The organism is Niallia sp. Sow4_A1 (assembly GCF_052116745.1).
Taxonomy (GTDB): domain Bacteria; phylum Bacillota; class Bacilli; order Bacillales; family Cytobacillaceae; genus Niallia; species Niallia hominis.
In genome coordinates, this window is sequence record NZ_JBQKKM010000052.1 from 1 (window position 1) to 25,364 (window position 25,364).

At 34.1% G+C, this 25,364-nt stretch carries 25 protein-coding genes; 15 read left to right on the forward strand and 10 right to left on the reverse strand.

Annotated elements, in window-relative coordinates:
• Window positions 1-322: 322 nt before the first annotated feature.
• The 5 genes from yugI to ACTQ5K_RS21205 all read left to right on the forward strand — a co-directional run bounded on the left by yugI (window position 323) and on the right by ACTQ5K_RS21205 (window position 5,670).
• Window positions 323-730 (forward strand): S1 domain-containing post-transcriptional regulator GSP13, encoded by a 408-nt coding sequence (yugI, locus tag ACTQ5K_RS21185; RefSeq protein ID WP_031536948.1) that lies wholly within the window; start codon window positions 323-325, stop codon window positions 728-730.
• 242 nt (window positions 731-972) lie between these two features.
• Window positions 973-2,184 (forward strand): ornithine--oxo-acid transaminase, encoded by a 1,212-nt coding sequence (locus tag ACTQ5K_RS21190; protein WP_031536949.1) that lies wholly within the window; start codon window positions 973-975, stop codon window positions 2,182-2,184.
• 253 nt (window positions 2,185-2,437) lie between these two features.
• A complete protein-coding gene (locus ACTQ5K_RS21195; RefSeq protein ID WP_441994273.1) occupies window positions 2,438-3,601 on the forward strand; it encodes an iron-containing alcohol dehydrogenase in 1,164 nt (387 codons plus the stop codon).
• 239 nt (window positions 3,602-3,840) lie between these two features.
• A complete protein-coding gene (locus ACTQ5K_RS21200) occupies window positions 3,841-5,187 on the forward strand; it encodes a glucose-6-phosphate isomerase (protein WP_031536951.1) in 1,347 nt (448 codons plus the stop codon).
• 150 nt (window positions 5,188-5,337) lie between these two features.
• Window positions 5,338-5,670 carry a four-helix bundle copper-binding protein gene (locus tag ACTQ5K_RS21205; protein WP_031536952.1) on the forward strand — a complete coding sequence of 111 codons (333 nt, stop codon included), beginning with the start codon at window positions 5,338-5,340 and terminating at the stop codon, window positions 5,668-5,670.
• A 155-nt stretch (window positions 5,671-5,825) separates the two neighbouring features.
• On the opposite strand, the gene ACTQ5K_RS21210 is transcribed toward ACTQ5K_RS21205, so the two are convergent.
• Window positions 5,826-6,824, reverse strand: a complete 999-nt coding sequence (locus ACTQ5K_RS21210) for a potassium channel family protein (RefSeq protein ID WP_331280225.1) — start codon at window positions 6,822-6,824, stop codon at window positions 5,826-5,828.
• An 81-nt stretch (window positions 6,825-6,905) separates the two neighbouring features.
• Window positions 6,906-7,781: a TetR/AcrR family transcriptional regulator gene (locus ACTQ5K_RS21215; protein WP_031536954.1), complete on the reverse strand. Its 876-nt coding sequence runs from the start codon at window positions 7,779-7,781 to the stop codon at window positions 6,906-6,908.
• A 437-nt stretch (window positions 7,782-8,218) separates the two neighbouring features.
• Here ACTQ5K_RS21215 and ACTQ5K_RS21220 point away from each other — a divergent pair, with 437 nt between their 5' ends.
• The 3 genes from ACTQ5K_RS21220 to ACTQ5K_RS21230 are packed head-to-tail and all read left to right on the forward strand — an operon-like array spanning window position 8,219 to window position 10,646.
• A complete protein-coding gene (locus ACTQ5K_RS21220; RefSeq protein ID WP_031536955.1) occupies window positions 8,219-8,956 on the forward strand; it encodes a GTP cyclohydrolase II in 738 nt (245 codons plus the stop codon).
• An 11-nt stretch (window positions 8,957-8,967) separates the two neighbouring features.
• On the forward strand, window positions 8,968-10,068 hold the full coding sequence (gene ribD, locus ACTQ5K_RS21225; protein ID WP_441994274.1) for a bifunctional diaminohydroxyphosphoribosylaminopyrimidine deaminase/5-amino-6-(5-phosphoribosylamino)uracil reductase RibD: 1,101 nt from the start codon (window positions 8,968-8,970) through the stop codon (window positions 10,066-10,068).
• Between the two features lie 20 nt (window positions 10,069-10,088).
• A complete protein-coding gene (locus ACTQ5K_RS21230; RefSeq protein ID WP_031536957.1) occupies window positions 10,089-10,646 on the forward strand; it encodes a 5' nucleotidase, NT5C type in 558 nt (185 codons plus the stop codon).
• Window positions 10,647-10,772: 126 nt separating this feature from the next.
• Here the strand turns inward: ACTQ5K_RS21230 and ACTQ5K_RS21235 are convergent, their stop codons facing one another.
• From ACTQ5K_RS21235 to ACTQ5K_RS21245, 3 genes are read right to left on the reverse strand one after another with little or no spacing between them, the layout of a single operon-like run.
• Window positions 10,773-11,249 (reverse strand): Lrp/AsnC family transcriptional regulator, encoded by a 477-nt coding sequence (locus tag ACTQ5K_RS21235; RefSeq protein ID WP_441994275.1) that lies wholly within the window; start codon window positions 11,247-11,249, stop codon window positions 10,773-10,775.
• Window positions 11,250-11,295: 46 nt separating this feature from the next.
• Window positions 11,296-11,835, reverse strand: a complete 540-nt coding sequence (locus ACTQ5K_RS21240) for a chromate transporter (RefSeq protein WP_031536959.1) — start codon at window positions 11,833-11,835, stop codon at window positions 11,296-11,298.
• A gap of 2 nt (window positions 11,836-11,837) precedes the next feature.
• Window positions 11,838-12,404: a chromate transporter gene (locus ACTQ5K_RS21245; RefSeq protein WP_031536960.1), complete on the reverse strand. Its 567-nt coding sequence runs from the start codon at window positions 12,402-12,404 to the stop codon at window positions 11,838-11,840.
• Window positions 12,405-12,813: 409 nt separating this feature from the next.
• On the opposite strand from ACTQ5K_RS21245, the gene ade reads away from it, so the two are divergent.
• The gene (gene ade, locus ACTQ5K_RS21250; RefSeq protein ID WP_251628041.1) at window positions 12,814-14,547 is read left to right on the forward strand and encodes an adenine deaminase; all 1,734 of its coding nucleotides are present in this window, start codon (window positions 12,814-12,816) and stop codon (window positions 14,545-14,547) included.
• A 544-nt stretch (window positions 14,548-15,091) separates the two neighbouring features.
• On the opposite strand, the gene ACTQ5K_RS21255 is transcribed toward ade, so the two are convergent.
• From ACTQ5K_RS21255 to ACTQ5K_RS21265, 3 genes are all read right to left on the reverse strand, one after another.
• Window positions 15,092-15,412: a hypothetical protein gene (locus ACTQ5K_RS21255; protein ID WP_031536962.1), complete on the reverse strand. Its 321-nt coding sequence runs from the start codon at window positions 15,410-15,412 to the stop codon at window positions 15,092-15,094.
• On the reverse strand, window positions 15,409-16,332 hold the full coding sequence (locus ACTQ5K_RS21260; RefSeq protein WP_031536963.1) for an HD domain-containing phosphohydrolase: 924 nt from the start codon (window positions 16,330-16,332) through the stop codon (window positions 15,409-15,411). The genes ACTQ5K_RS21255 and ACTQ5K_RS21260 overlap by 4 nt, the downstream gene beginning before the upstream one ends.
• Window positions 16,333-16,837: 505 nt before the next feature.
• Window positions 16,838-17,092 (reverse strand): general stress protein, encoded by a 255-nt coding sequence (locus ACTQ5K_RS21265; protein WP_031536964.1) that lies wholly within the window; start codon window positions 17,090-17,092, stop codon window positions 16,838-16,840.
• Window positions 17,093-17,217: 125 nt separating this feature from the next.
• On the opposite strand from ACTQ5K_RS21265, the gene ACTQ5K_RS21270 reads away from it, so the two are divergent.
• The 3 genes from ACTQ5K_RS21270 (at window position 17,218) to ACTQ5K_RS21280 (ending at window position 19,688) form a co-directional block, all read left to right on the forward strand.
• The gene (locus ACTQ5K_RS21270; protein WP_235251704.1) at window positions 17,218-17,586 is read left to right on the forward strand and encodes a hypothetical protein; all 369 of its coding nucleotides are present in this window, start codon (window positions 17,218-17,220) and stop codon (window positions 17,584-17,586) included.
• Between the two features lie 190 nt (window positions 17,587-17,776).
• Window positions 17,777-18,448 (forward strand): response regulator transcription factor, encoded by a 672-nt coding sequence (locus ACTQ5K_RS21275; protein WP_031536966.1) that lies wholly within the window; start codon window positions 17,777-17,779, stop codon window positions 18,446-18,448.
• A gap of 16 nt (window positions 18,449-18,464) precedes the next feature.
• Window positions 18,465-19,688, forward strand: coding sequence for a sensor histidine kinase (locus ACTQ5K_RS21280; RefSeq protein ID WP_441994276.1), 1,224 nt, complete (start codon window positions 18,465-18,467; stop codon window positions 19,686-19,688).
• 59 nt (window positions 19,689-19,747) lie between these two features.
• Here ACTQ5K_RS21280 and ACTQ5K_RS21285 read toward each other — a convergent pair whose 3' ends face one another.
• Window positions 19,748-20,491, reverse strand: coding sequence for an NADPH-dependent oxidoreductase (locus tag ACTQ5K_RS21285; protein WP_031536968.1), 744 nt, complete (start codon window positions 20,489-20,491; stop codon window positions 19,748-19,750).
• A 636-nt stretch (window positions 20,492-21,127) separates the two neighbouring features.
• On the opposite strand from ACTQ5K_RS21285, the gene ACTQ5K_RS21290 reads away from it, so the two are divergent.
• On the forward strand, window positions 21,128-22,588 hold the full coding sequence (locus ACTQ5K_RS21290; RefSeq protein WP_441994277.1) for an IS1182 family transposase: 1,461 nt from the start codon (window positions 21,128-21,130) through the stop codon (window positions 22,586-22,588).
• A gap of 325 nt (window positions 22,589-22,913) precedes the next feature.
• Here the strand turns inward: ACTQ5K_RS21290 and ACTQ5K_RS21295 are convergent, their stop codons facing one another.
• Window positions 22,914-23,696 (reverse strand): SDR family oxidoreductase, encoded by a 783-nt coding sequence (locus ACTQ5K_RS21295; RefSeq protein ID WP_031536969.1) that lies wholly within the window; start codon window positions 23,694-23,696, stop codon window positions 22,914-22,916.
• A gap of 188 nt (window positions 23,697-23,884) precedes the next feature.
• On the opposite strand from ACTQ5K_RS21295, the gene ACTQ5K_RS21300 reads away from it, so the two are divergent.
• Window positions 23,885-24,880, forward strand: a complete 996-nt coding sequence (locus ACTQ5K_RS21300) for a zinc-dependent alcohol dehydrogenase family protein (protein ID WP_031536970.1) — start codon at window positions 23,885-23,887, stop codon at window positions 24,878-24,880.
• Window positions 24,881-24,956: 76 nt separating this feature from the next.
• A complete protein-coding gene (gene tlp / locus ACTQ5K_RS21305) occupies window positions 24,957-25,196 on the forward strand; it encodes a small acid-soluble spore protein Tlp (protein WP_192840957.1) in 240 nt (79 codons plus the stop codon).
• Window positions 25,197-25,364: the final 168 nt, after the last annotated feature.

Genomic DNA, 25,364 nt, shown 5'->3' on the forward strand with positions numbered 1-25,364 from the left:
TACCCACAAAATTAGTAACAGAAACCGTGCGTCAGAACATGCCATACTTAAATCAAGCGATTGGAAAACCCATTCACTTTGCCTTACAGGGATTAAAAGGTTTTTAAAAAAAGAAAAAAACGAAATTTTGATGAAAGAAAATATTTAGAAAACGGATACAAAATTAAAAGTTTTATTTTATAAAAAGGGAGCTAAAAAAAACTCCCACAAAAACTTGACTCAATCGTGAAAATAAATCCTTTTGTATAAATGTCAGATATGTGATATAATCTTATAATGCGTATAAAAGGAAATATTAATATAAACAATTAGGAGTGTTCTCATGTCAGATAAAATCGAAGTTGGAAGTGTTATTAAAGGAAAGGTTACAGGTATTCAGCCTTACGGAGCGTTTGTTTCTTTGGATGAAAATACACAAGGTTTAGTTCATATCTCTGAAGTAACACATGGTTACGTAAAAGATATCAATGAGTTTTTAAAAGTTGGAGATGAAGTGAACGTTAAAGTTCTTTCCATTGATGAAAATGCTGGTAAAATTGGTCTTTCTATCCGCGCTACAGAAGAAGCACCTGCACAACCAGAAGCTGCTAAAGCAAAAAAACCTCGTCCTAAACGTCAAACAGCTGCTTCTGTAGCTGAAACAGAAAACGTACAAGGCTTCAATACATTAAAAGATAAATTACAAGAATGGATTGAACAATCTAATCGTAATGATTTAATTAAAAAATAATTAGTTTTATAAAAAAGACTGTTGAAAAGGCTAATGCTTCATTTGATTTCATTTGAGGGCTGCTGCTTTGGGGCAGTCTTTTTTTTGTCGTTTTTGCTATTATTAAGCAGGTTATTGACACATAATAAAAGCATAAAATGAATTTTTAGAAAATAGCGCTAATAAAATCTATCCTTCTTTAATAAAATCAGCTAAAGTTAATGTAAAGGTCTTTACATATATAAATGGGGAAGGATGATTGGATGGTTCAAGAATTTAAATCTACTTCATTAATAGAACAGTCAGAGAAATATGGAGCGAAAAATTATAATCCATTGCCAATAGTGATTTCCGAAGCAGAAGGTGTTTGGATAACTGATCCAGAAGGAAATAAATATATGGATATGTTAAGTGCTTATTCTGCTTTAAATCAAGGTCATCGTCATCCGAAAATAATTGAAGCCTTGAAGAGACAGGCAGATCGTGTTACTTTAACATCACGGGCTTTTCACCATGATCAATTAGGTCCTTGGTATGAAAAAATAAGTACACTAACGAACAAAGAAATGGTTCTACCGATGAATACTGGAGCAGAAGCGGTAGAAACGGCTATTAAAGCTGCAAGAAGATGGGCTTATGATTGTAAAGGTGTAGAAAAAGATAAAGCAGAATTAATTGTGTGTGAGGGGAATTTTCACGGAAGAACAATGGGAGCTGTATCCCTTTCCTCTGATGAGGAGTATAAGCGGGGATTTGGACCGATGCTACCAGGTATAAAGATAATCCCCTATGGTGATATAAATCGATTGAAAGAAGCTATTACAGAGCATACGGCGGCATTCATTGTTGAACCAATTCAAGGAGAAGCTGGAATCATCATTCCTCCCGAAGGTTTCATGGAAGCGGCATATCAATTATGTAAGGAAAACAATGTCCTCTTTATTGCCGATGAAATTCAAACAGGTCTATCGAGAACAGGTAAATTATTTGCAAGTGAATGGTATGGGATTGAACCAGATATGTATATATTAGGTAAAGCACTGGGAGCTGGTGTATTTCCTATCTCATGTGTAGTTGCAGATAAGAACATATTAGGAGTATTTAATCCAGGTTCCCACGGATCAACATTTGGAGGCAATCCAATGGCATGCGCTGTATCCATTGCTGCATTAGATGTAATAGTAGAAGAGAATTTAACAGACCGTTCTGCAAACTTAGGAAATTATTTCCTGGAAAAATTAGCTGAAATTAACAATCCGATTATTAAAGATATTAGAGGAAGAGGATTATTTATAGGGGTAGAATTAACGGTTGAAGCTAGACCCTATTGTGAAAAGCTAAAAGAAGTAGGTTTATTATGTAAAGAAACACATGAAACGGTCATCCGTTTTGCACCTCCATTAACGATTACCATTGAAGAGTTAGATTGGGCTTTAGAGCGAATTAAGCAAGTATTAAATGTAAACAATCAATAAAATAAAAATATATAGTTAAAAGCTGGCTGGAAGGTCAGCTTTATTAAGTTAGATGGATAAAGTGATAGATACCTAATAAAGAAGCTTCTCCTTACTTGGGGCTTACTATAGGATAAGTGATCAAGAGGATACATATACTATTTGTCGGCTGCATAAGCTTAATCTTTTGATTTTCATAGAAGTTTGTTTAATAATAAGTCATACACTAGGTTTTACATTATTAATTCTTAAAAAATGGAATGGAGGCATTTATTTGGAAAACTTTATTTTTTATAATCCGACAAAACTTATTTTTGGTAAAGGTCAATTAGAACAATTAAAAGATCAATTAGCCTCATATGGGAAGAAGATTCTCTTCGTTTACGGTGGGGGAAGTATTAAGAAAAATGGTCTATACGATAAAGTAATGACTATTTTAAATGAAAATGGCAAAGAAGTATTTGAATTATCTGGTGTAGAGCCAAATCCCCGATTAACTACTGTACAGCGTGGAGTTGATATTTGTAAAACAGAAGGAATCGATTTTATATTAGCCGTCGGTGGAGGAAGTGTTATTGACTGTACAAAGGCCATTGCTGCAGGTGCAAAATTTGATGGCAACCCATGGGAGTTTATTACAAAAAAAGCAGCTCCAAAAGCAGCTTTACCGTTTGGAACAGTTCTAACACTAGCTGCAACTGGGTCAGAAATGAATGCAGGCTCTGTTATTACAAATTGGGAAACGCAAGAAAAAGTTGGCTGGGGAAGTCCATTTACATTCCCTGTGTTTTCTATTCTAGATCCGGAAAATACTTATACAGTTCCTAAAGATCAAACGATTTATGGAATCGTGGATATGATGTCACATGTTTTTGAACATTATTTCCACCTAGAAGAGCATACAGAACTTCAAGATTATATGTGCGAATCTGTATTGAAAACGGTCATAGAGTTTGGTCCGAAGCTTGTTAATGACTTAGACAATTATGAATATCGAGCTGCAATTTTATATTGTGGAACGATGGCTCTTAATGGAATGCTTAATATGGGGTACCGTGGAGACTGGGCTTCACATAACATTGAGCATGCTGTTTCTGCCGTATATGATATACCTCATGGTGGTGGCCTTGCAATCCTATTTCCTAATTGGATGAAACATAACTTATCTGTAAAACCGGAACGCTTTAAACAATTAGCTGTTAGAGTGTTTGGGGTGGATCCTGAAGGGAAAACAGCGGAAGAAGCTGGACTTGAGGGAATTGAGAAGCTTCGTGCTTTTTGGAATGACTTAGGGGCACCTTCTCGTTTGGCTGATTACGATATTGATGATAGTAAGCTTGATTTAATGGTCCAAAAAGCAGTGGTAAATGGTGGATTTGGTAATTTTAAAGTGTTGAACGACAAAGATGTTTTAGCGATTTATAAAGCATCTTTATAAAAGAATAAATGAAAAAACATACAAACAATTTATGCTAATTGTTTGTATGTTTTTTCGCTGGAATAATCGTATTCCCTTTCTTATGGGGATAATAGAGAATTAAAAATGAAAAATTGGTGAAAAATGAAAAAAAAAGAAGTTGTATCCGTTTTCATAATGAGTTCTATCTTGATTCCTTTTTCTACTTCCGATAAAGTGGAAGAGGAGTATAAATAAATATTATAATTGGAGGATCATTTATGACACACGTTCGTTTTGATTACTCAAAGGCATTAAGTTTCTTTGGAGAGCACGAAATTACATATTTAGAAGATGCAGTGAAAGTTGCCCATCATTCCTTACATGAAAAAACTGGACAAGGAAGCGATTTTCTTGGATGGATAGATCTTCCTGTTGATTATGATAAAGAAGAATTTGCTCGCATTCAAAAAGCGGCAGAAAAAATTAAAAGTGACTCAGAAGTTTTGCTTGTAATTGGTATCGGCGGTTCTTACCTTGGAGCTCGCGCTGCGATTGAAATGCTAAATCACAGTTTCTATAATTCTTTATCAAAAGAAAAAAGAAACACACCACAAATTATCTTTATTGGAAAAGATATTAGCTCTACATATATGAGTGATGTCATTGATTTCCTTGGGGATAAAGATTTCTCTATTAATGTTATTTCTAAATCTGGAACAACTACAGAACCAGCTATTGCATTCCGTATTTTCCGTAAATTATTAGAACAAAAATATGGAGTAGAAGAAGCAAGAACAAGAATTTATGCTACTACTGATAAAGCAAGAGGTGCATTAAAAACGCTTGCTACAGAAGAAGGATATGAATCATTTATTATTCCTGATGATGTTGGTGGACGTTATTCTGTTTTAACACCAGTTGGTTTATTACCAATCGCTGTTAGTGGCGCTGATATTACAGCAATGATGGAAGGTGCAGCAGCAGCTAGAACTGATTTCGGTACATCAGAATTGAAAAACAACATTGCCTATCAATACGCAGCAGTTCGTAATGTTCTTTATAACAAAGGAAAAACAATTGAAATGTTGATTAACTACGAACCAGGATTACAATATTTCTCCGAATGGTGGAAGCAATTGTTTGGCGAAAGTGAAGGAAAAGACCAAAAAGGTATTTATCCTTCTTCTGCAAACTTCTCAACTGACCTACATTCATTAGGACAATATGTTCAAGAAGGTCGTCGTGATATTTTTGAAACAATTGTAAAAGTGGACAAGCCTCGTCATGAGCTTGTTATTGAAGCAGAAGAAAATGATTTAGATGGATTAAATTATCTTGCTGGTCAAACTATTGACTTTGTTAACAATAAAGCGTTTGAAGGAACACTTCTAGCACATACAGATGGAGGAGTACCAAACCTAATTGTTAGCATTCCGGAAATGAATGAGTATACGTTTGGATATCTAGTATACTTCTTTGAAAAAGCTTGTGCGATTAGTGGTTATTTATTAGGTGTGAACCCATTTGATCAACCAGGAGTTGAAGCATACAAAGTTAATATGTTTGCTTTACTTGGTAAACCAGGATTTGAAGAGAAAAAGGCTGAACTAGAAAGTCGTTTATAAGTCATATTAAAAGAGCTATCGATAACTCAGAAATTCTAAGTTATCGATAGCTTTTTTTATTCCATTACCTTCTATTTGTGGTCCCATATGTTTAAAGAATTCTTATAAGGTTAAATAAATAGAAATGGTTAATAGAAGGAGGAATTAGAAATGCTAGTTGAAAAAGAACAGGTAGTTATTAAATCATTACAGGAATGTATGATTGTATGTAATCATTGCTTAAATGAATGTTTAGCTGAAGATAATGTGTCGGCAATGGTTGATTGTATTCATTTAAATAGAGAATGTATCCAGTTCTGCAGTTATCTTGAACAAGCTATTATTAGAAAGTCACCGTATGCCAAAGAGTTCGCAGAAATTTGTCTATCTGTTTGTGAGGATTGTGCTACTGAATGCAAAAAACATGATCATCGTCATTGCCAATATTGTGCGCAAATTTGTATGGAGTGTGTAGATGCTTGTAAATCATTTCTAGAATCTTAAAATATTGTATGGAAGGAATGCTACGAGCTAATGAAAGCAAAGCCCTAGTTTCTTCATGCAGTGAGTTATAGAATACATTCAATTTTTTCATATTCTGATGCATACTGCTTTTTGTTGGCAAAGCAGTATGCATTGGAAAACTGACATCTCTGGCACTAAGTAATAATAATTAATTCATCCTTTTCTTCCAATACAAAGGAAGAGTTGGGATTTAGATAACTAGTTCCCCCTCTTTTCACTCCTAACAATAACTTCCCATTTGCTAATAAATAATGATTTAATGTCAAATAATCCACTAATTCTTCATTAATATTTTTTAGAGGAATAAATTGAAGTTTTTTATCTTTTAGTTGATTTAAAAGCTCTAGAAATGCAATCATCGTGTCTTGTGAATTTAAGCTATTATGCATAACGAAACTTGTTAGACTATTTGTTTCAATAATTTCATCTGCTCCAGCTCTTTTAGCATTCTGTACTTGTTCTGTAGTAAGTATTTCAACAATACATGGTAAATTTGCATTCAGCCCTTTTATCGCGAGTAAGGTTAAAATCGAATGCATATCTGCTTGCAGTTCTTCTTTGTTTTGGTCTGCAGTTATTATAACCTTATGAGCAGTCAGTATATTAGCCTTTAGTAAAACATAATCTAAATTAGAATTTCCTTTTACAAAATGTATTTTTTCAGGTACTGGATTAGTAGCTAAGGACTCGTCGATTAATGTAACAGGAATATTTTCTCGATCTTTAATAATGGAATGAATCATTAGCTTTGACCGCTCATTCCAACCAATGATAATCAAATGATTTTGTCCTCTATAGGTTGATTTTCCTTCTAAATAGGCATTTTGTTTAGCTACAGCTGCAGTAGCCAATGTCACTAAATAGGTAGAAAGGAACCCTACGCCTGTTAATATTAATGCAATGCCCGTTAATCTTCCAAGAATCGTTATAGGAGCATAGTCACCATAGCCAACTGTGGAGGTTGTTATAATTGCCCACCAAATTCCTTCAAATAAAGTGGGAAATGTTTCTGGCTCAATCCAGGTGATAAAGAACCCAAATAGGATAATAATAGTTAAAGAAATCGTTAATACACGTATACTCAACGGCAATCTTAAAAATCTTGAGAGCATGGAATTAGGCAAAGTAGACACCTCTTAAAGTTGTTATCCTTTGCATTATTGACCAATAAAAAAGCTTTCATAATCATATGAAAGCTTTTTTATCCAGTATTCTTAAAGTGCTATATGATAAAAATTAGCAATTGTTTGTTGTTCTTCTCTCAGAATTTCATAATTATTCAAGTTAGACAGCATTCCTTTGATAATAGGAATCCTTGGCTTATCGGCATCAATTTCTGTCATTAACACTTCCATTGTTACTTCGATCTCTTGTTTAGTTGAAAGGTGCTCGACTTTACTTAGAATCGAGTTAACAGCATTGATAATTTGCTGGTGGCTATCTTCTAGAAAGTTTATCTTAGGTTTCTTTATAATATATTTTATAAAATCATTAGATATTAGTGGTGGCTCGTTATTTGCATCCATATCCGATATAATAGAATCTAATCTTTTCAAAAGATAATTGGAAATATCTTTTGTTGAAACATTGCTTGATTCTAGAATTACAATTTTTAAAAAAGAATGGACAAGGCCTTCCTGAATTATTAGAAGGTCTAGAAGGTATTTTTTCTTCTCTTCACCATAAATAGCATGGAGACCTTTGAGATGATAATTTTGCATTTCTGATTGCATGCGTAATAATAAATCTTTAATAGAGCTATTTAATGGGATTGCCTGTTCTTTTGACTGCATGATGATAAATTCTTTATGCTTTAAGGCGTGGCTAAACATAAAAGTAAGCTGATCCATGTATTTTTCTCTAGCAGGGATTGATTTTAGGCTGATTTCTTCAAAAATATTAATTAGTTCATCATAATAATATTGCAAAATTTTATAAAGAAGAGATTCCTTTGATTTAAAATATAAATAAAAGGCGCCTTTTGATATCCCACAATCACTTGCAATTTCTTGTACAGATGTTGAAGAAAATCCCTTTTGTGCAAAAAATTTTATTGCTGAATCAATAATTATTTTTTCTTTTTCTTTCACGTATTTTCCTCCTACGCTTATAGGAAATAATTAAATGACTAGTTGGTCAAATCGTCCCGAATTCATGACTAAGTAGTCAAATTATATAGTATATAACAAAAGAAAGCAAATGAATAGGATTTTCTAAGTCATGCTTGTATGAATATAAAGGAGCTTTTTACATTGTACGAATGAAGGATTTGCTATATGATAATAGTTATCACTAGGCTGACGAGTGGAAAAGTCGAGTAATCCAATTGGTAAAATTAATTATTTATATGCTATTTACTTGACGCTCTATCCTTATGATTATAAACTTACTTACATATAGTAAGTATCATGAGGCTTACTGATTTTCACGTCCAATACGGATGATTAGTGGAAGAAAATTCTACATGATATATTTATATTGCTAATACAAAATAAAGAATACAACAGACAATAAAGGAGATTTTCGGATGGATCAAAATATTATCGATCTTCTTCAAAATAAAATGGAAATAATCGCATTTAATGAAGAGCAGAATTTAAGTTTAGTTGGACCAGTAAAACTGCCAGTACAACTGGGCGACCAAGTAGAAGTTTTTCAATGGTATACATGGTTACCAATCAATAAAAACCAAACGAAAGAAGAAGTCTTACGTTCATTACCGAATTTAAGCTTAGCTGAATATCAGCAATCATCTGTTTTAGTATATGGTGACTTCGCTAATGATGAAAATGCTTTAATACGTATGCATAGTATTTGTCATACTGGTGATATTTTTGGAAGTAAGAGATGTGATTGTGGATATCAATTAAAAGAATCAATGCGCATGATAGTGGAGAATGGGAATGGTGCCCTTTTCTATTTGGCAAATCATGAAGGCAGGGGGATTGGTTTATTTACAAAATCTCTCGCTTATATTTTACAAGAAAATGGGTTAGATACCGTTGAGGCAAATCTTGCACTTGATTTTCCAGATGATATGAGAAGTTATGAAGCACCGATAAAAGTACTTCAAGCTCTTCGACAAAAACCAGTGAAGTTAATTACAAATAACCCCAAAAAATTAGAGGCTCTAAAGAAACTTGGGCTTACAGCAGAGGAAAATGTTCCGTTATGGGGGGATGTTTCACCCTTTAATGAGAATTATTTAAAGACGAAAGTAAATAAATCTGGTCATATTCCTTTGAAAAATACAGTTACCATTTAAGGAGCATAGGTATGAAGCATGATCAAGAGTATATGAAGTTAGCATTGGAGCTTGCAGAATCTGCATTAGGTAAGACAAATCCCAATCCAGTAGTAGGTGCTGTGATTGTAAAGGATGGGGTAATTGTCGGCACAGGTCTTCATCGTAAAGCTGGGGAACCACATGCTGAGGTTCACGCTTTTAATATGGCAGGAGACCATGCAATGGATGCAACACTATATGTAACCTTGGAGCCTTGCTCGCATTATGGAAAAACACCTCCATGTGCATTGCTGGTTAAAAATTCAGGGGTAAAGAGAGTGGTTGTTGCAACAGAAGATCCTAATCCTCAAGTTGCTGGTCGAGGTATTAGCATCATAAGAGAAGCAGGAATTGAAGTGGAAGTTGGGATTTTAAAAAAAGAGGCACAGCAATTAAATGAGCGTTTTATTCATAATATGATACACGAAATGCCCTTTGTTATTTCAAAAGTTGCCATGACCTTGGATGGTAAAATTGCCACACATACTGGACATAGTCAATGGATTACTGGAGAAACAGCAAGAAAAGAAGTGCATCTTTTAAGAAACAAAGTAGATGGTATATTAATTGGTGTTGGGACAGTATTAGCAGATAATCCAAAATTGACAACCCGATTAGATGGACCTTCAAAGAACCCGATTCGAATTATCTTGGACACGAATTTACGAACACCCTTAAATGCTAATATAACAGATTGTAAAGAGGCACAAACGATCATTGTTACGGCTGCAAATATTGATTCAGAGAAAGCAATGGCATTGAAAGGAAAGGGAGTTGATTTGCTAGCTGTCTCTTCTATTAATGGAAAATTAGATTTAAAAAATGCATTACAACAATTATACAAAATCGGAATAACGGATATCCTTCTTGAAGGTGGAAGTGAAGTAAATGCAAGCTTTATGCGCGAGGGACTAATTCAAAAGTATTTAGTATATATTGCTCCTAAAATAGCAGGGGGGGCTAATTCCTATACGCCATTTAGAGGGGAAGATATCGAAAAAGTCGATGGGGCGGTTCCATTACGTTTTGAAAAGACGGAATGGATAGGAGAAGATATTAAAATAACTGCTTATCCGATAAGGAATGCATAGAATCTATGTGGAGGAAATAAATGAAGTTCGGATTTGATATAGATGATACGCTGATCAATTTAAGACAGCATGCCTTTAATATTTATAATAAAAAGCTTAAAAAGAATATTCCATTAGCAAGCTTTCATGCATTGAAAACGGTAGAAATTCACGAACCATTTGGATTGAATGCTATCGAAGGAAAGCAACTATGGGATTCACTTCGAGAAGAAATATATTTTACAGATTGTTCGCCTTTTCCTGGAGCTGTTGAAGCTTTAAATGAACTTGTTCATAATGGCCATCAAGTTTATTATATTACAGCGCGAAATAAACAATTTGCAACAAAAACAAAGGAGTGGATGAAGGAGATAGGTTTTCCTGTTGTGGATCATCACTTTTATTGCGGAATGGAAGATCATGAGAAAATAACGATTATTCAAAATCTCAAATTAGATTATTATTTTGACGATAAGCCAGCTGTTCTGGAAACGCTCATAGATCATTCTACACAGCTTTATGTGAAAGACCATCTTTATAATGAGCATCTTGAATGGAATCGAATAAAGGATTGGAAAGAGCTAAAGCAATTATATTAGTTTCTTACTCCAAAAATAAATGAGGCTGGGGTATAAGCATCTCAACTAATAATAAACACGAACTATAATGTGATTAATGTTATTTAGTTTTGTCCCAGCCCCATTTATTCTTATTTTATCGGAGTCTTATAGCTTCATTCCGATTCTGCTTTTATATCGTTTGATAAGGATTTGGCAGTCTACACTTGCAACGCCTTTTGTTGCATAAAGCTTATTTGTTAAAAATGTCTCCATCTCTTGGTTATCGAGAAATATGCCGTGCATATGTAATTTACTTGGACCAGTCATATGATATAGGCTGGTGACAGCAGGATCCTCTGCCAGTGTTCTTGCAACTTCCTCTAAATAGGATGGTTCCACATCTACATTAAAAAAAGCAGACACCGTTTTCCCAACTTTAGCAGGATTAATGACCGTTGTGAATTGCTCAATAATTCCTTTTTCAAAAAGCGTATTCACTCTTGTTTGAACAGCTACTCGTGAAATACCGATTTCTTTGCCGATATCAGTATAAGAAATGCGGCTGTTCTCGTGTAGTAGCGACAATATCTGTCTATCTATTTTATCTAGCTTGATATTAGGCACATAAAAATTTTTATCCATAAAAAAATCCTCCAACAAAAGATTCATCTACTTTCCAAATCTAAGTTTAGCTCAAGTGAGGAACAACAAGCCCTCCATAAAGAAAGGCAAGAACAATAACTATTGCTGGGTGTACTTTCCATTTTTGTAACAATAAAAAAGCGATTAATGCAATCGCTGCAGATTGAATGATCCCGATGGAATGGTAGGAATCTTGAAACATCTCAAACGTCAATACAAGCATTAAAGCAGTAATAACTGGTTGTACAAGCAGGGTCATCCCTTTAACAATCATTGAGTCCTTATGTTTCCTCATTAGTTTTAATAAAAAGATAAGCCCTATAGCAGAAGGTAGAATCGTTGCTATTAACGCAACAGCAAATCCTCCCCATCCACCTACTCCATAGCCTACATAGGCAGCGATCTTTGTAGCAACTGGTCCTGGTAACGCATTAGCAAAAGCCAACATATTGGAGAATTCGGTGTTAGATAGCCAATTGTATCGATTAACTATTTCTTCATACATTAAGGGGATAGAAGCTGGGCCACCACCATATCCTAATAAATTAGCTACTAGGAAACTGAGAAAAATACTCACAAAAATCATATTTACATTCCTCTTTCTTTTTTATGTAAGAATTTCTGTTTTAATTTAAAATGGAAGGCTCCATAGGTTAGAAAAATGAGTACGACAATACCAGGGTGTATCGAAAATGTTTGTAATAAGAGGAGACAGACAATTGTTAAGCCGATACCAACATAGATTCCTAGTCCTTTCACTGCTTTTTCTCCAAATTCATATGCCATTAAGCCAAGCATTACCGAAATTACAGGTACAACTGCCGAGACCATACTTGTTATTATTGGCGAATGACTAAGAATAGATATAAATGAAAATAAGAATACCATAGCTAAACAAGTCGGCAAGATGTGAGCGAAGACGCTAACAATTGCTCCAACGGTCCCTTTTTGACGATAGCCTAAATAGGCGGCAATTTTCGTTGCAATTGGTCCAGGAAGAGTGTTCGCAATGGCTAACACATCCCCAAACTCCTCATTATCCATCCACTTATATTTAGTCACCGCTTCGTGACGAAATAATGGGATTACGGAAGGGCCTCCACCAAATCCAAAAATACCTGAACGTAGCATCGCTAGAATTAAATCTTTATACATATAATTATTTCTCCTTTCTTTACAATTGAAACGACAGAGGGGAATCATCATTACGATACGTAATTATAATATCACTTATTTCGATAATATGTTTAAATAATATGTAAAAACAATACTAATGGGAAGTAAAGTTGCAGTAGTATGTGCGTTGAAAAATAAATCAACATATAATAAAATGATAAAAATATATTTAAAATTAGAGTTATCTTTCTCTAGCTTTCGTAAATAACCATTCATTATACCATTCCTATGCACGATGAATTAAATATTAGTATAGTTGGTGTTGATTTTATTGCAGAATGATCTGTTTACAAGAAACAATTTATACGAAAGTAGCCTTCCTTAAGTAGGTTTGTTGTAGCACTTTGTAAAATGTGAATATTCGGAATTAACGAGGAGGGATTTGTTCTTGAGAGATAAATTGGAAAAAAGAATTAGAGTTTCTGCGAAAAAAGAACTTGCTGATTTAGTAATTACCAATGCAAAAATTGTCAATGTTTTTACTGGTGAAATAATGACAGGAGACGTTGCGATCGCGGATGATACAATCGCTGGAATTGGTAGTTATAAAGGCAAAAGTATAGTTGATGCGAAAGGAAAGTATTTAATTCCTGGTCTTATTGATGGTCATGTACATATTGAAAGTAGTATGCTCACACCTCAGGAATTTGCGAAAATACTATTGTTGCATGGTGTAACCACAGTAATAACGGATCCACATGAAATTGCAAATGTTGCAGGTGCAGATGGCATTCAGTATATGTTAGATAAATCCGAAAATCTTCCATTGGATATTCGTGTGATGCTGCCATCTTGTGTACCTGCTGTTCCAGAAGATTCCAATGGTGCAACCTTATATGCAAAAGATTTAGAGGCTTTTTATTCCCACGAAAGAGTATTGGGATTGGCAGAAGTAATGGATTTTCCATCTGTATATGAGACGAACTTGAATATGATTGATAAGTTGGTGCTGACCAAAAAAAATAATCGCTTAATCGATGGTCACGCGGCAGGTATTGAAAGAGAAAAATTAAATGTTTATAGTGCTGCAGAAATCAGGAATGATCATGAAGCGACAACGTTACAAGAAGCAAAAGATCGTTTAGATTTAGGAATGTATCTAATGATAAGAGAGGGTACTGTTGCCAAAGATTTGAAAGCTTTATTGCCTGCTGTAACAACGAGAAATTCACGAAGATGTTTATTGGTAACAGACGATAAATTAGTAGATGATTTAATAGAAGAAGGTAGTGTAGATCATAGTGTGCGCATAGCGATAGAGCAAGGGCTAGACCCTATTATTGCCATTCAAATGGTGACAATTAATGCGGCTGAATGTTTTCGTTTAGAATCAATTGGAGCAGTATCTCCAGGCTATCAAGCTGATTTTCTGCTTGTCGATAATCTTGAAGAATTAACCATTCACAGTGTATTTAAAAAGGGTGAATGTGTGGTAGAAGATGGGAAACTACTAGAAGAGAAGCTAATTGAACATTCCTATTTGGCTACTAATTTACCGCCGATAAATTGTGCAAAAGTAACCTTAGATGATTTAAAACTTCCCTTAGCATCTGATTTATGTCATATTATCGAAATTATTCCGAATAGTATTGTTACAAATGAAGTAATTGAAAAAGTAGAAGTGGAGAATGGGAATTTTAAATCTTCTTTGAAGAAAGATCAACTGAAACTAGTTGTTGCTGAGCGACATCGCGAAACTGGAAATGTGGGAAAAGCAATAGTAAAAGGATTTGGATTTAAAAATGGTGCAATCTCCACAACTATTTCTCATGATTCCCATAATATCGTAGCAGTTGGAACAAGTGATGAAGACATATTGTTGGCAATTAATGAGTTGCAAAATATAAATGGGGGAATAGTGGTAGTATCTGAAGGATTAGTAGTTGCCACCCTCCCGTTACCGATTGCTGGGTTGATTTCAGATCAAGATTATTTAACCCTGTATGAACAGCTAAAGTCATTAAATCAAAAAGTAAAAATTCTGCAAGGAAATGATACGTTTAATCCTTTTCTAACCTTATCTTTTCTATCATTAACCGTAATTCCTACTTTAAAGCTTACAGACAAAGGATTATTTGACTTTCATTCTTTTACTTATAAAGATGTAGCAGTTACTAAATAATAGATTTTTTTCTTTTTTAATCTTTTGTTCATTATTTGTTCATAATTATTCGTTATTCTATAAATAGGTTAAGAGTTTCCCCTCTTAAAATATATTTGACCCGAAAGAGATTTCGGGTTTTTTCTTTTTTAGCCCATGATTATCTTGATAATGTAGAGTTCTATATTGAATAATGGAAATTGAATGTTTAAAGTCGCCAAAAAAAGTGAATACTTTTATAAGGGTATACAAATTAATCAATATAGACATATAATTTATCATTAATTTAGTAATAATGAAAGCGTTTTCTGATATAATGAATGTATAGATCATCTACTTACTAATGAGGAGTGGATAATGATGGAAGAACAAGCAAATTTTTTTAATGGGCTAAAATGGGGAGTAATTATTAGTATACCTTTGTGGATTTCGTTTTTTGGCTGGATAAAGCTAATTATTAATATGGCATAGAGAATTCTTTAAAAGATTAAAATAATGACATAAAAAAAGTGCATGCCCAAGAATATTACTTAGTCATGCACTTTTTTTAGTTACTCTGACGTACTTACATTTGTGGAAGTGGGGGATCAATTCCAAGCACTTTTTCACCGTCAACTGTTAACCAAATATAGTAATGATCAATTTCTTTACCTATAATCTTTTCAATTTTTGCAATTAATTTTTCTTGAACATCAAAAGACAGATTTGCAGTTTGTTCACCTAATGGCACATTTTTAAGACCAAGACTATCTGCAATTTGTCTTGCTTGATCATAAGATACCTCAATGTATTTGTCATACTCTGGTAAGTAAGCAGCTTCTGCTGGCTTTACTTGAAATGACACTATTAATACTACTGCTAATAAACTCCATACTAATTTTTTCATAAGTTCTCTCCCTTTTCATAATTTAATATTTCTTCTTTTAGTGCTATAAAAGTATCGACCACTAAGGGGTGATACATAGTACCCCGGTTATTTAGAATATCTTCAAATGCTTCTTCTTTTGATTTTCCTTTTTTATAGACTCTATCTGTTGTCATAGCATCGAATGAATCAACTACTGAGATAATTGCAGCTTCTATAGATATTTCATCTTCTTTAAGGGCTTTTGGATATCCTTTCCCATCGTATCTCTCGTGATGTTGTTCAACTATTAATCCAACTTCACATAAAACAGGTATTTTTGTTTCTTCCAATAAGTCCCTACCGAATGTAGTATGTTTTTTCATAACTTCAAACTCTGATTCTGTTAATTTACTTGGTTTTAATAGAATTTCAAGCGGAACTTTAACTTTTCCTAGATCATGAAAAAATGAAGCGAGGTTTAATCGAGTTATTTGCTTTCTATTTAAATTTAAAGCTTCTCCTACTAACAGAGAATATTTTTTAATTCTTTCACAATGATCAACTGTATAGCCATCTTTTTCTTCAATAGCAATTGCAAGATCCATTAAATCTTTTGAACATTTACTATAATAATGGAATACTGGTTGACTTGTTACGTAAATAAATTCAGTAATTTCATCTGAATGGAATATACTATATTTTTTTATAGGATTTTCAAAAAAAGATTGTCCAGCATTTAATTCGATAACTTCATCATCGGTGTGGTAATGCATTTTTCCTTTAAGGATATAAAAGTATTCAAAGCCATCCCACCCCTCTTCAGGAGTCATTGCCCAACTAGATCCAGGCATCATCTTATGATATATAATTTCTGTTCCATCGCCAGCAGCTATTAGTGAAAGTTGTAAGCCTCTAATATTTACTGTTTCTATAAATTCTCCCGTATTAATAATGGCCACAATTTACTCCCTCTCTTTATACAATAAAAATAGATTAGTATAATCTATATAATTTCAATTATAGTTATTTTAAATCATTAATAATTTAATTTTAATAGGTATTATTGATTATATTATACTATATTCTTAAAAGGGAGGATATTATCGAAATATGTAAAACTTAACAAAAATATTGTATCAAAAGTTGGATGGAAATAATAGCTCTAATTGTAAATACTGTTAATTAAGAAAAAATTACTAGATAATAGAATGATAGACAAGTAACTCCCAATCATTATAAATATTGGTAATCAAAATCAAACCTTTGAATAACGTCTGCTGATATTGTATGATAGAAAGTAACTATTAATAGGTAAAAAGGGACTAACCGTTGCAAAGTGTCACTTTTTGCAACGGTTAGACCCTTAATCGCTATAGTTTTTAATTTTTTTTGTTCCTTTTTGGTGGAATATCTACCGGGATATTTAACATAAGTTAAATTAGATAATGGATATGTCGGTATCCATTAATCATTGTCGTTACGAGAATTTCCGCCTTTTCGGCCAATTTCTTGGTAGAATTCTTTATCGTGGTTATCAGAAGTTGCCTGTCCACCTTTTTTACCGATTTCTTGGTAAAATTCCTTGTCGTGGTTGTCAGAGGTAGCTTCTCCACCTTTTTGTCCAATTTCTTGGTAAAAATCCTTATCGTGATTTTTAGAAGTAGCTTCTCCGCCTTTTCTTCCTGCTTCTTCTCTGCTCATTTTGTTGTTGTCTGCCATTTCTATCACTCCCATAAAAGATTTTTAATTAACGTTACATAGGTTATATAGCCGATTCTCAAGAGTATAAACGTAAACATATTGTTTTTAAGTATAGTAAATATTGGTAAAGGGGGAATTAAGGTATGATGATTTCAAGAGAAAGATTTATGAAAGTAGTTAGTTTTGCTGAGGAATTAGGATGTAAAGTTGTATATGATTCAACGAAAAAAATAAGTTTTAATACGAAAATGTATATTACCATTCCTTATCATTTTTCTTTAGAAAACACTTATGCACTAGCACATGAAATTGGTCATGTTATTGATTTTGTGAATGGAGAATTAAATCATGATAAATGGTTACATGACTGGTCATATCGTGTAAATGCGGAGATGAGTGCATGGGTCCACGCATATAAATTATTGGAGAACCTCGACATTCCATTACATAATTGGCAAACACATGTTAATGCGAAGCTAGCTAATTATTTTATTCTTCCAGAAGTAATATAAGGGATGCAAGCTAGCTCCTAAAGCGTTTATAATAATAGGCAGTGATTCATTTGTTAAAAATGGATTACTGCCTATTTTGATAAGTAAATAAAAAATATAGATATTAAGGATAAGTTAAGACGTTGCTATTAAAATAGAAAGAAGGTAAGTTTTAGATACAGACTGGGATAAAAGGTAAGGAGAACATTAAATGAAAATATTAATCGTAGAAGATAACAAACTGTTACTCGATTCTTTAAAAACAATTCTGGAAACAGAATACACCGTAGATATTGCAGATAACGGCGAAGATGGTATGTTCTTTGCAGGGCAGAATATATATGACCTGATTATCTTGGATGTGATGCTTCCACATGTGAATGGTTTTGATATTGTTAAACATATTAGAAAAGAGAAAATTAAAACACCAGTATTATTTTTAACTGCGAAGGATTCACTTGAAGATAGAGTAAAAGGCTTGGAATTTGGAGGAGATGATTATCTCGTTAAGCCATTTCAAACACCGGAACTTCAAGCAAGAATTAAAGCATTGTTAAGAAGAAGTGGAGCTCTTGATTTAGATGAGGGCATCAAGTATAAGGGAATCATACTAACAGGGAAAGAAAATGATATTTTAGTAAACGATAATCCAATCAAGTTAACCATAAAGCAGTATGAATTATTGGAATATCTTATTCAAAATAATGGAAAAATAGTAACGAAGGAACAAATTTTTGATCGGATTTGGGGGTTTGATTCAGATACAACGATTGCCATTGTGGAAGTCTTTATTCATCAGATTCGAAAGAAATTAGAACCATTTGATTATCATAAAGATATTCAAACTGTCCGAGGTGTCGGTTATATTTTGAAGGATTACTAAGGGGTAAAGTATATACATGTTTCGTAAAACAAGAATTAATCTAACCATTTTAAATTCGATTGTCTTTATTCTGCTAATGGCTATTATAGGTTATACCATATATCTATTTACGGAAAAGCAAACCTATCGTGAGGTCAATATGTCTCTTTATAATGGTATTGAAGATCTGAAGCGAATGGGTGAAAGAGATGGACGTGGTCCTATTCCAATGGTAGGTCCTAAATTAATGCTTATCCAGTGGAATAGTACCGGAGAAATTGAAGGAATCTCGGAAAACTCAATTATAGATTATACGGAGGAAGAGAAATATTTAAAACCGAATTCCATCAATATTTTAGAAAAGAAAACGTCGTCAGAAGGATTACAGTTTCAAACTATTTCTACTAATATAGAGATTAATGGAGAAACAAAGACAATTCAAATAATCAGGAATATTGATTCTGAGGAGAGTATGTTAGAACAGCTAATAATCATCATGACTGTTGGCATAAGTATTGGTAGCATATTTGCTGTAATTGCTGGTTATTTTTTGGCAGGGAGAGCTTTAATCCCTATCCAGCGATCATGGGAGGCCCAGCAACAATTTGTGTCTGATGCTTCACATGAATTAAGGACACCTTTAGCTGTTATCCAGTCACGTGCAGATGTGCTTTTTCAAAAACCGGAAGCAACTATTCAGGAAAGAGCATTGGATATCTCTGTTATTTCAAAAGAAACAAGAAGATTGAGTAAACTTGTAACAAATTTACTCACTTTGGCTCGATCGGATTCAAATCAAGTAGAAATAGTGAAAACGCAATTTGCTTTAGAGGAAGTAATCCATGATGTTGTTAATCAATATGCAGATATCGCTGATTTTCAAGGAAAAAAAATTTATGCCACTGTAAAAAACAAGATTTCGTTTATTGGTGATAAGGAACGAATACTTCAATTGCTTGTTATTCTTGTGGATAATAGTATGAAGTATACGATGGAAGGTGGAGAGATTCAACTACTTGCGATGGAAAAGGCTAATTCGGTTATAATTCAAGTAAAGGATACGGGGATTGGTATTCCTAAAGAAGAAACTTCGAAAATCTTTAACCGTTTTTATCAAGTAGAACAATCAAGAACGAATCGAGAAGGGACAGGTTTAGGTCTTTCCATTGCAAAATGGATTGTTGAAAAACATGATGGTACGATAAAGGTAGATAGTACATTAGAAGTTGGGACGACGTTTGAAATTAATTTTCCTAAATAAAACTGGCTTGTTTCAAAGCATCTTTGGAACAAGCCAGTTTTTATGTTGCGTTATTATTTTCATTCTTTCATATCTTTAGAAAGAAAGCCCTGTTGTTTGATCATTTTTGCGTTACTAGGGTAATAGGGTTTGTCGTAGAAATTAGCAATTCGATTTGTCCATCCTACTGGTGCTTCTCCTCTATCTTTTAAATATTCTTTATAAGTAGCATTATATTCTTCAATAATAGCTTGTTGCTTTTTATTGTATTTTTCTTCATGAAGAACACTTTGTAATGGTAATCTAGGTTTTAGGCCTGGATCACCATCTGGATAACCGACGCAAAGTCCTGCGATGGGAATGACATAGGTAGGAAGCTCTAAAAATTCAATTACCTCTAAAGCGTTTCGACGAATACCGCCTATTGGAACAGTGCCTAAGCCAAGTGATTCAGCAGCCGTAATGGCATTTTGCATGGCAAGCCCCACATCAGTAGCACCAATTAAAATGGTGTCCACATCTTCAATTGCTTTAAATTCCTTTCCCTCCATTTCACTTGCTAATTTAGCTCGGTAGAAATCGGCACAAAAAACAAGGAAGGCAGGAGCATTTTCTACATGTTTTTGATTCCCGCATAACGCTGCTAATTTTTTCTTTCTCTCTACATCACGAACAAGGATAGCTGTAACATGCTGTCCATTTGTCCAAGAAGGAGCACTTTGAGCTGTTTCCATGATCAATTGTAGTGTTTCTAAAGTCACTTCCTTATCTTGATACGTACGATAAGAACGATGATTTTTTAAAAGTTGTATAGTTTCATTCATTTCTTGATACTCCTTTTGCAATATTTTCTTCCTATTTTAGCATAGGATAAAGAAGGAATCTCTTCTAGACAACTCTATGATAATAAAAGAGAAAAGGGTGAAGCCAAATTACCTATTATACGTAGAGACTGGGAAATAAGCATTTCAACCAACAACAAACACAAATTTTTATGCAAATAATTCGCATAAAAATTTGTGTTTGTTGTTTTAAAAAAAGGTTTAAGAAACGAAGTGTATGGAGCGAAGGACGCTCGACTCCTGCGGGAAATAGAGGCGCTTTAGACCCCGCAGCGTATGCGAGGAGACCACTGAAAAACTGATAGCTATTGATGATTGGTCGTAACCGCCTTTTAAACTTAGATGTGTAAATTGTTTTCCGAGGTGACCACTTGCTTTCCATGGGGCGAGCGCCGAGCCGCTTCGTCGCTCCGCTCCTGCAGGGTCTCGGACTTTCTCGCTGCTCCCATAGGAGTCAAGCGGTCACCTCTCCAAACCAACTTAATATTCGCTTTCAAATAAATAAATTCTTATTTAATTTGGAAAAACTTCCAAAAAAAGGGGGAATATGCGGAATTTCTCCCCATATTCCCCCTTTTTCTTATATAATGGAAAAAAAACGTTGGTGGGGAGTATTTTATGCTTGAAAAACAAGAGACATTAAACTTAAGTCCATATATGTTTATCTACGATTTAGTTGTTCCGAAAGATAACATGCTTCGCCAAATAAATGATTTGGTTGACTTTTCCTTTATCCTGGAGGAACTAACATCCAAGTATTGTTTGGATAATGGAAGAAACGCTATCCCACCAATCCGTATGTTTAAATACCTACTCTTAAAGGTAATCTTTGATTTATCCGATATCGATGTGGTGGAACGTTCTAAGTATGATATGTCCTTTAAATATTTTTTAGATATGGCTCCAGAAGATCCAGTGATCAATCCAAGCTCCCTAACGAAATTTCGGAGAATGCGGCTTCAAGATATTGCTTTATTAGACTTATTAATTGGGAAAACAGTAGAAATCGCAGTGGAAAAGAAGATAATCACGAGTAAAACGATTATCGTAGACGCCACCCATACCCTTTCCCGTTATCGAAATAAATCACCGAAAGAATATTTACAAGAGAAAGCCAAAAAAGTACGAAAGTTAATTTATTCGTTCGATGAATCGATAAAGGAAAAATTTCCGGCCAAACCTACTTCGAATGAAGTAGAAAAGGAGCTTGTCTATTGTTCCGCATTAGTAGAAGTAATAGAACAGGAGGCAAAGGTCGTACACATTCCAGCTGTACGTGAAAAAGTAAATGGATTAAAGGAAATAATAGAAGATTTCCAGGAACAGTCGTCTTATTCCAGTGATGAAGATGCGAGAACAGGTTATAAATCCGCTGACCATGCCTTTCACGGCTATAAAACACATATTGCCATGTCTGATGAACGTATTGTGACTGCCGCTGTTATTACCTCTGGAGAACAAGGAGATGGAAAGTATTTAAAAGAGCTAGTGGAAAAGACAAATGAAGCAGGAATGAAGGTAGAAACTATCTTAGGAGATACAGCATATTCTGCAAAAGAAAATTTAGAATATACCAAGGAAAATAACATGCAGCTTGTTTCAAAATTACACCCAGTAATAACCAATGGACAACCTCATCGTAAGACGGGATTTGAATTTAACAAAGATGCCGATATGTATGCCTGTCCCGCTGGTCACTTAGCCATTAAAAAAGGAAAAAAGAAACGAGAAAAAGATGAAAACAGAAATCCGCAACTAAAATATTTTTTTGATGTTGAGAAGTGTAAAGTTTGTCCATTTAAAAATGGGTGTTATAAAGAAGGAGCGAAAACAAAGTCGTTTTCCGTTACGATTAAATCCAATACTCATTTGGAACAAGAGGCATTCCAAAAGACAGAAGAATTCAAAAAAATGGCAAAAGAACGATATAAAATAGAAGCGAAAAATAATGAATTAAAGAACAGACACGGGTTGAAAAAAGCAACTTCCTCGGGTTTATTTGGTATGCAGATTCAAGGGGCCACCACCATATTTGCGGTGAATTTAAAAAGAATTCTAAAGTTAATGAACGAAAAATAAGGGGAGGAATTGAAGGATTTAGGAAATCCACCTTTCATATATGGAGATATGTGGAAATAAGACATAAAAAACTAGAAAATAGATTTACCGATGATTTTTAGGATTTAAAAATCATCAGTTTTTCAGTGGTCTCGTATGCGAGGAGACTCAGCTTCCTCCCTGGCGCATCGAGCGTCTGTAGCGCAATGGAACGACTTAGTTTTTACACTTGACTATATATAAAAACATGGATACCATCATGAGAAAGTAGCTATTATTTAATAGCTGAATTAGAGATTGTTCATCTTTAAAGATTAGTTATTTAGTTTTGTCCCAGCCTCATTTCCTATAAAAGAGACTCTGCACCATCAATATAAATTTCTGTGCCTGTAATATGGTTAGATAAATCAGAGCTTAAAAAATATACTAAATCGGCCACTTGCTGTGCACTGCCTGATTCATTGGATAGTGGTTGATTCCCTTCAGGATATTCAACAGGTATCGTTATTTCTGTTAAGTGTTTCTCATCTTTAAATGTATTTTTTTCAATATTTGTATCTATTGCGCCAGGGCAAATCATATTTACTCGAATTTTAAATTGTGCTAATTCAAGTGCAGCCATTTTTCCGAATGCGACTTGGCCAGCTTTTGAGGTACTGTAAGCAGACATTCCAAAGTTCTTAAAAATACGATTTCCATTTATACTACTTGTAATAATAATACTTCCGCCATTTGTTTTCATATAAGGAATACTATATTTAACCGTTAAAAAGGTGCTTTTCAGATTTGTGTCTATCGTGTTATCCCATTCGGATGGTGTAAGATCTTCGATGGATGAAACGGCGCCATTAATACCAGCATTAATAAAAACGGTATCTAATTTATCCCATTTCTTAACCGTTTCATCAATAGCTCGTTGAATAGAAGTAGGATCAGCCACATTTGCTTCGATGGATATAGCTTCTTGCCCTTTATCATTAATGGAATTTTTCACTTCTTCTAAATCGTCAGCATTTAAGTCAACTAAAGCTACTTTCATCCCTTTATTTGCAAGTGAGAGTGCTGCTGCTTTTCCAATGCCTGAAGCTGCTCCCGTAATAAGTGCTACTTTATTTTTGAGGTCTGTCATTTTTGTATCCTCCTTGATAAATATCAATTACGATATTGTTTAGTATGATAGCGATAAGATACTAATATCCATTTTTTCCAAAGTAGAAACTTTTTTACTGCCAGTAGTAGAAAAAAGTGGATGGCAATCCTATATTTTCGAATTAATGCAACAAATTAGGTAATATGGATATAAAGGAGATGATTTTGATGAAGGCAATGGTAATAGAAAAATTTGGGGAGTCATCAGTATTTAAATTAAAGGAAATAGATACAAAAAGACTATTTCCTGGCCAAGTACGAATAAAAGTAAAGGCAACAAGTGTGAATCCCATTGATATTAAAGTTCGAATTGGTGCTGTACCAGGCGTTTCTCCATCCTTTCCAGCAGTATTGCATGGGGATGTTGCTGGGGTCATTGAGGAAGTAGGAGAGGGAGTAGAGTCCTTTCAAGTAGGGGACGAAGTATATGGATGTGCAGGTGGCTTCAAGGGGCTAGATGGAGCATTGGTAGAGTATATGATTGCTGATTCATCCGTTTTAGCACATAAACCACAAAATATTACTATGGAAGAAGCTGCAGCACTCCCTCTTGTTGGAATTACGGCATGGGAGTCATTATTTACAAAAGGTGATTTAAAAAAAGGAGATACTATCCTTATCCATGGTGGTGCAGGAGGCGTTGGCCATATTGCAATCCAGTTAGCTAAGTGGATGGGAGCAACTGTTTTTACAACTGCTTCATCCATTGAAAAACAAACAGTCGCAAAAGAATTAGGAGCTGATTATATCATTCCTTATCGAGAAGTGTCTGTAAAAGAGTATGTTGAAAAGTACACAGATGGGAAAGGATTTTCATTAGTTTTTGATACAGTAGGTGGTGATAATCTCGATCGTTCTTTTGAGGCAGCTTCCTTAAATGGTACAGTATTAACTATCGCTGCCAGGTCTACACATGATTTGACTCCTTTACATTCGAAATCACTTTCCCTACATGTTATCTTTATGCTTCTGAAACTCCTTGATGAGGAGAAGCGTTTTGAACATGGAGATATCCTGCGAAATATCACTAAAGTGATAGAAGAAAATCGTTTAAAGCCACTACTTGATAAAAAGACCTTTTCTTTCGAGGAAGTAGGAGAAGCACATGAATATTTAGAGTCGGGGAAGGCAGTAGGAAAAGTAGTTCTTGTAAATAAATGGTAGTGTGTATTGAGGGGTAGCTTCGTATAAAAAACCAGATAGACATCCAAAATACAAACGAAGCATATAGGAAGGAGGAATAAAGGTGAGCTTTCAAAAGCCAAACCCCGATAATCGTTCTGATAATGTAGAAAAATTGCAGGACATGGTACAAAACACAATGGATAATATTAATAAAGCGGAAGAAACAATGGTTAATGCAAGTCCAGACGAGAAAGAAATGATTCAACAGAAAAATAAACGAAGAGAAGCTGCTGTAGAATCCTTCAAAGAAGAGATACAAGATGAAGCATCAAATAGAGAAAATGGCTATCAGTAAGTAAAACAATATGTTTTGTTAAAAGCAGGCTACACAAGGTTCTGACGATAAAAGCAAAGTGTTAGAAAAATTCTTGTTAATAAATGGGGATTGCTAATCATTAGCTTTGTTAGTTAGAAATACTTTGATGTAGCCATTTTTATTTGTATTTGTGGCAATTTGTACATT

Coding starts and splice junctions, on each gene's coding strand:
- ACTQ5K_RS21300 (WP_031536970.1), top strand. CDS start 23,885: ATGAAGGCAATGGTAATAGAAAAATTTGGGGAGTCATCAGTATTTAAA.
- yugI (WP_031536948.1), top strand. CDS start 323: ATGTCAGATAAAATCGAAGTTGGAAGTGTTATTAAAGGAAAGGTTACA.
- ACTQ5K_RS21190 (WP_031536949.1), top strand. CDS start 973: ATGGTTCAAGAATTTAAATCTACTTCATTAATAGAACAGTCAGAGAAA.
- ACTQ5K_RS21265 (WP_031536964.1), bottom strand. CDS start 17,092: ATGGCAGACAACAACAAAATGAGCAGAGAAGAAGCAGGAAGAAAAGGC.
- ACTQ5K_RS21295 (WP_031536969.1), bottom strand. CDS start 23,696: ATGACAGACCTCAAAAATAAAGTAGCACTTATTACGGGAGCAGCTTCA.
- ACTQ5K_RS21285 (WP_031536968.1), bottom strand. CDS start 20,491: ATGAATGAAACTATACAACTTTTAAAAAATCATCGTTCTTATCGTACG.
- ACTQ5K_RS21275 (WP_031536966.1), top strand. CDS start 17,777: ATGAAAATATTAATCGTAGAAGATAACAAACTGTTACTCGATTCTTTA.
- ACTQ5K_RS21240 (WP_031536959.1), bottom strand. CDS start 11,835: ATGATTTTTGTGAGTATTTTTCTCAGTTTCCTAGTAGCTAATTTATTA.
- ACTQ5K_RS21205 (WP_031536952.1), top strand. CDS start 5,338: ATGCTAGTTGAAAAAGAACAGGTAGTTATTAAATCATTACAGGAATGT.
- ACTQ5K_RS21280 (WP_441994276.1), top strand. CDS start 18,465: ATGTTTCGTAAAACAAGAATTAATCTAACCATTTTAAATTCGATTGTC.
- ACTQ5K_RS21235 (WP_441994275.1), bottom strand. CDS start 11,249: ATGGATAAAAATTTTTATGTGCCTAATATCAAGCTAGATAAAATAGAT.
- ACTQ5K_RS21290 (WP_441994277.1), top strand. CDS start 21,128: ATGCTTGAAAAACAAGAGACATTAAACTTAAGTCCATATATGTTTATC.
- ACTQ5K_RS21220 (WP_031536955.1), top strand. CDS start 8,219: ATGGATCAAAATATTATCGATCTTCTTCAAAATAAAATGGAAATAATC.
- ACTQ5K_RS21230 (WP_031536957.1), top strand. CDS start 10,089: ATGAAGTTCGGATTTGATATAGATGATACGCTGATCAATTTAAGACAG.
- ribD (WP_441994274.1), top strand. CDS start 8,968: ATGAAGCATGATCAAGAGTATATGAAGTTAGCATTGGAGCTTGCAGAA.
- ACTQ5K_RS21200 (WP_031536951.1), top strand. CDS start 3,841: ATGACACACGTTCGTTTTGATTACTCAAAGGCATTAAGTTTCTTTGGA.
- ACTQ5K_RS21270 (WP_235251704.1), top strand. CDS start 17,218: ATGATGATTTCAAGAGAAAGATTTATGAAAGTAGTTAGTTTTGCTGAG.
- ACTQ5K_RS21255 (WP_031536962.1), bottom strand. CDS start 15,412: ATGAAAAAATTAGTATGGAGTTTATTAGCAGTAGTATTAATAGTGTCA.
- ACTQ5K_RS21245 (WP_031536960.1), bottom strand. CDS start 12,404: ATGTATAAAGATTTAATTCTAGCGATGCTACGTTCAGGTATTTTTGGA.